At 54.0% G+C, this 4,509-nt stretch carries 6 protein-coding genes; all 6 read right to left on the minus strand.

The genetic code is table 11. The features are described from left to right. On the minus strand, window positions 1-937 hold a 937-nt coding region (locus VEI96_07950; GenBank protein HXX57920.1), incomplete at its 3' end, for a transketolase family protein. Then, window positions 938-1,771, minus strand: a complete 834-nt coding sequence (locus VEI96_07955) for a transketolase (protein ID HXX57921.1) — start codon at window positions 1,769-1,771, stop codon at window positions 938-940. Then, window positions 1,768-2,196, minus strand: a complete 429-nt coding sequence (locus VEI96_07960; protein HXX57922.1) for a hypothetical protein — start codon at window positions 2,194-2,196, stop codon at window positions 1,768-1,770. The genes VEI96_07955 and VEI96_07960 overlap by 4 nt, the downstream gene beginning before the upstream one ends. Window positions 2,197-2,508: 312 nt before the next feature. After that, window positions 2,509-3,783, minus strand: coding sequence for an outer membrane protein transport protein (locus VEI96_07965; GenBank protein HXX57923.1), 1,275 nt, complete (start codon window positions 3,781-3,783; stop codon window positions 2,509-2,511). Window positions 3,784-3,866: 83 nt separating this feature from the next. Next, window positions 3,867-4,106: a sulfurtransferase TusA family protein gene (locus VEI96_07970; protein ID HXX57924.1), complete on the minus strand. Its 240-nt coding sequence runs from the start codon at window positions 4,104-4,106 to the stop codon at window positions 3,867-3,869. 52 nt (window positions 4,107-4,158) lie between these two features. Then, the coding region (locus VEI96_07975; GenBank protein HXX57925.1) for a DsrE/DsrF/DrsH-like family protein at window positions 4,159-4,509 on the minus strand (351 nt) is incomplete at its 5' end.

A 4,509-nucleotide genomic window follows, 5' to 3' on the forward strand; every position in this document is an offset into this window, starting at 1 on the left:
CCGCCGTCAATCCGTAGAGTTTCATGAGATCATCGGGCTTGCCGGACCGACCAAAGGTATCTTTCACCCCAATCCTTTTTATCGTGACCGGTCTCTTCTCGGAGAGGAACTCACAGACAGCACTGCCGAGTCCGCCGATTATCGAATGCTCTTCCGCGGTAACGATGAGCCCCGATGCCTCGGCTGCTCCCAGCAGGGCGGCTTCATCAAGGGGTTTTATCGTCGAGACATTGATGACTCCCACATCGAGCCCGTCAGATTCGAGCATCTTTCTTGCGTCCAGGGCGTGGGAGACCATGATCCCCGTTGCGATGATATTTGCGTCCCTTCCGACGTGAAACGTGTGAGCCATCCCTATCCGGAAGAGATAATCTTCGGGGACAACGACCGGAACCTTGGCCCTCCCCAGTCTCACGTACACGGGACCGGGGAACTCTGCAATGGTATTGATCACCTGTTCCGTCTCCCTCCCGTCTGCCGGTACGATCACCGTCATATTGGGTAAAACCCTCATGAGGGCTATGTCTTCGAGCGCCTGGTGAGATGCCCCGTCTTCTCCGACCGTGATGCCCGCATGAGTCGAGACGAGTTTCACGTTGAGATTCGAATAGCAGATCGTCTGCCTGACTTGTTCCCAGGCCCTTCCCGTTTCAAAGATCGCGAAGGTCGATGCGAAGGGAAGTTTGCCCGTCAGGGCGAGCCCCCCCGCTGTTCCGATCATGTCCTGCTCCGCGATGCCGAGATTGAAGAATCTTCCGGGAAATGCCTTCGCAAATTTGATCGTCTTCGTCGAACCCGAGAGGTCCGCATCGAGGACAACAACATCGTCCCTTTTCTTCCCGAGAGAGAGAAGCGCCTCTCCGTAAGCATCCCGTGTCGCCACCGCTTTTCCCGCGCCAGGGGATTTCTGCCCTTTGTCCTGAATCCGTTCGCCCATCTAGCGCAGTTCCTTCAGTGCCCTTTCGAGCTCTTCCCTCGTGGGGGCCAATCCGTGATATTCGGCCCTGCCTTCAAAGAATGAAACACCTTTCCCTTTTACCGTCCGAGCGACGATAACCGTTGGTCTGCCCTTTGCCTTTTCCGCATCATCCAGTGCACTCGTTATCGCCCCCATATTGTGGCCGTCGATGTCGATCACATTCCAGCCGAACCCTTTCCATTTCTCCGTAACGGGTTCGATGCTCATCACATCGCAGCAGAAGCCGTCGATCTGCAGACCGTTGTTGTCGACAATCGCGCAAAGGTTATCGAGCCCGTAGTGCGCCGCGCTCATTGCGGCCTCCCAGACCTGCCCCTCCTGTAACTCCCCGTCACCCAGAAGGCAGTAGACGCGTGAGGGGATACCGTCCATCCTCAGTCCGAGCGCAATCCCGTTCGAGATCGACAGGCCCTGGCCGAGGGAGCCGGTGGATACCTCAACACCCTTGAGCATCTTCGAACTGGGATGTCCCTGGAGCGGGCTGTCGATGGAGCGGAGGGTCTTCAGCAGCCCCCTGTCTATGTATCCCGACAGGGCAAGGGCTGCGTAGAGCAAGGGAGCGGCATGGCCCTTCGAAAGAACGAAGCGGTCTCGCTCTCTCCATGAAGGATCATCGGGTCTATGCCTCATCTTGTAAAAAAAGAGGGCAGTTAGGATATCGGCAGCAGAAAGAGATCCGCCGGTGTGGCCCGAGCCCGACTCCGTTAACATCTTGAGGATTTCTCTCCTCATGTCCTTTGCGTGCTGAGACAGGAGATTCATATCTTTCGTCAGCATCGTTGCTTCGCTCATCGGTCCTTCACCTTCCGGGATATATGTTCGAGAAGGATTTCATCAAGACTCCTTTTCTGCCTTTGAGCGGCATCGGGCCTTTCTTCCCGTTCCTGAGCCGTGCTCTCCGAGAGATGTCGAATCCCGCTCTCATCCCCTTCAGGAGAGGCAAGGGATTCGTCTTCGAGTCCCGTTTCTTCAGAAGTCTTTCCCGCTATGAGCTCCTTCAGCATTTCCTTGTGCTGCTCCTTCATCATCTCCCTGAGGCGCTCCTTGAAATCAGAGAGTCCGATGATGTCGGCATAACTCGTTTTTTTTGACCTGAGGATAGCGCCTTCATGGTAGAGGAGTGTCACGAGGGTGTGCTTGCTCAGGCCGCTGTCCTCTGTCTGGACATGATACAATTTCCCCTTATGAGGAACATTCGTGTTGTAACCAATCAGCATTGCCGTGCGCCCAGAAAATCACCCTTTCCTCAGGTGAACATCCCGGATTCTCCGTCCGGGTCGAGACTTCAATATTATATACGCGATAGCGGGAGAGATACAAGTGAGAGGAGAATTATCGGTTAACTGCAAATCCGATACGGGATAACGCTTTCCCGCACGCTGAGGCTCAAAGAAATTGGGATAATCAACATGGCCCTCCCCTATCAATGAGCTTTGTATCGGCCTGTCTCATTACGCAGTGGAGAGCGACTCGGACAAGCGAGCTGTGGGCATTCCGGGGAGGGCAGGCCCCCCCGGAACATGACAACCCTAGAACCTGAACGTCAGACCGAATTCGAGACTGTTTTCGCTCAGCGTCGACTGGAGTACTGTCGGCTGGCCGGCGAAGTTGGTACCGCTTTCACTGATCGTTTCCTTGAAGGCGTGAGTATACCCTGCGGTAAGCGCAAACTTCTTTGAGAATTCGTAGCCTCCTCCCACCGTAATATGCTGCTTCACGATGGCCGGGAACCCTATGATCCTGAATGTTTCATAGTAGTACGTCGGCATGAGCGCCCCCTGAACCGAGACAAATGTCGGACCCGCAGGCGTGGCGCCGACAAAATTATTGTGAACGTTCACGGGGTTGTTCGCATAGTTGTATCCTATTCGCAACGCGAGATTCTTCATCGGTTTATACTGGGCTCCCACTGCCAACACCCATTGGTCCTTCCAGTCGAAGTCATTGTATCCGGTTGCACTAGACCAATTGATCCACCTGCCGTCAACTTCCATTAAAAGCACGTTACTGATGGGCTCGACCGATATGCCGATGCCGACCTGCTGAGGAGCCTGGAGCGTCAAATCGCTGATTCTACCATTCAGGTTGAGCACGTTGTTATAGTCGACCGATTGCGGGGATATATAGGTCAATCCGAGAGAGACCGTGTCACTCGGCTTATAGATCGCGCCGACCTGGACACCGATTCCGTAATTGAAAGAGGACCCGCTCCCCAGGTCGAGGCTTGAATAGTCGATGTTGAGCGCCAATCCGAGAGAGAGCTTCTCATTCGGCTCGTAGGACACGGACGGAGCGAATTTCATCGTCTGCAGCTGTGTGAATGCTCCGGCTACGAGAGGCGTGTTGGCAGGGTACGGCGGCGAAGGAAATGTCCCGTCAATACTCGTGTTCCTGTAGTCGACGCCGAGACCCGATACACCATAGGCTGCGATACCAAACCGCCAGAGAGGAAAGGTTGAGGTAATCGGAACAGACAGACCAATGGCAGGTATCGCAAAGACCTTATTGTCGCTGCCGGCGTTAGCCACTGCGCCCGCAGTGATCACCGTCGCATTTACTGTCGGCATGAACAACGTCCCGGCAAAATTGAATTCAGAGCCCGGACAGTATGGGCCGAAACACATTGCCGCAGGGTTTGAGAAGACCGCGCTGATGGCATCCTGCGGAGCGGCGATGCCGACTCCTCCCATGCTTCTCGAGATCGGGCCTATGCCGATCAAATTGTCACCGTTCGTTGCCATGGCCGGAGGCGCCACGCATATAATCAATCCCAAAATCACCGCAATCAACAGTACCTTTTGCATCTCTACCTCCTTTGTTGATTCTGATTTCTCCCCCCTTCACCCTTACTCCGCGTTCTTCACCTCCTCTTCTTGAGTATTCTCCGTTATCCCAGCTTCTTGATAAAAAATGTTAAGATATTCTCCTTCTCATCCATTTCGAGGAGTTCGTTCCCCGTTCTCTTGAGCATCGCCTGAATGTCGGCTTTAGACCCCTTATCCGTAGCCTCAACGAAGAGGACCTGTCCCGGCTGCATCGAGTCCAACGCCTTCTTCGTTTTCAGAACAGGCATGGGGCAATTGAGTCCTTTCAAGTCAATCGAAACATTTGCTTGTGACTTATCCATCTTCTCTCACCTCTCTTCCGTGTGAAGTTGTTCCCTTGAACGCCCCGCGGAATCAGATAAACAGACTTATGTTCGCATCGAGGGCAAAGTCTATAAACTCTGCTGCACCTGCTACCCCGACCCCTTCAACGAGATCTTCCTTCTTCATGCCCGTCATCTCCATAGTCGGGGTGCATGCTATCATCTTTACGCCGGATTCCAAACAGACATTCAGGAGTTCAGGTATGCTCGGCCAGTTGATCTTCTTGATCATGCTGTTCATCATGACCGTGGCCAGGGAAGTCATGCCGGGAAGCACACCGAGAATGTTGGGGAAAGGGACGGGAGAGGGCATTGCAGGGTTTGCAATGGGGGCCACCTTGAGGGAGTGGTTTTTCTTCTTGTTCACGATATCCACGCCGTA

It is taken from the genome of Thermodesulfovibrionales bacterium, from assembly GCA_035622735.1.
GTDB lineage: Bacteria > Nitrospirota > Thermodesulfovibrionia > Thermodesulfovibrionales > UBA9159 > DASPUT01.

Coding starts and splice junctions, on each gene's coding strand:
- VEI96_07960 (HXX57922.1), bottom strand. CDS start 2,196: ATGCTGATTGGTTACAACACGAATGTTCCTCATAAGGGGAAATTGTAT.
- VEI96_07970 (HXX57924.1), bottom strand. CDS start 4,106: ATGGATAAGTCACAAGCAAATGTTTCGATTGACTTGAAAGGACTCAAT.
- VEI96_07965 (HXX57923.1), bottom strand. CDS start 3,783: ATGCAAAAGGTACTGTTGATTGCGGTGATTTTGGGATTGATTATATGC.
- VEI96_07955 (HXX57921.1), bottom strand. CDS start 1,771: ATGAGCGAAGCAACGATGCTGACGAAAGATATGAATCTCCTGTCTCAG.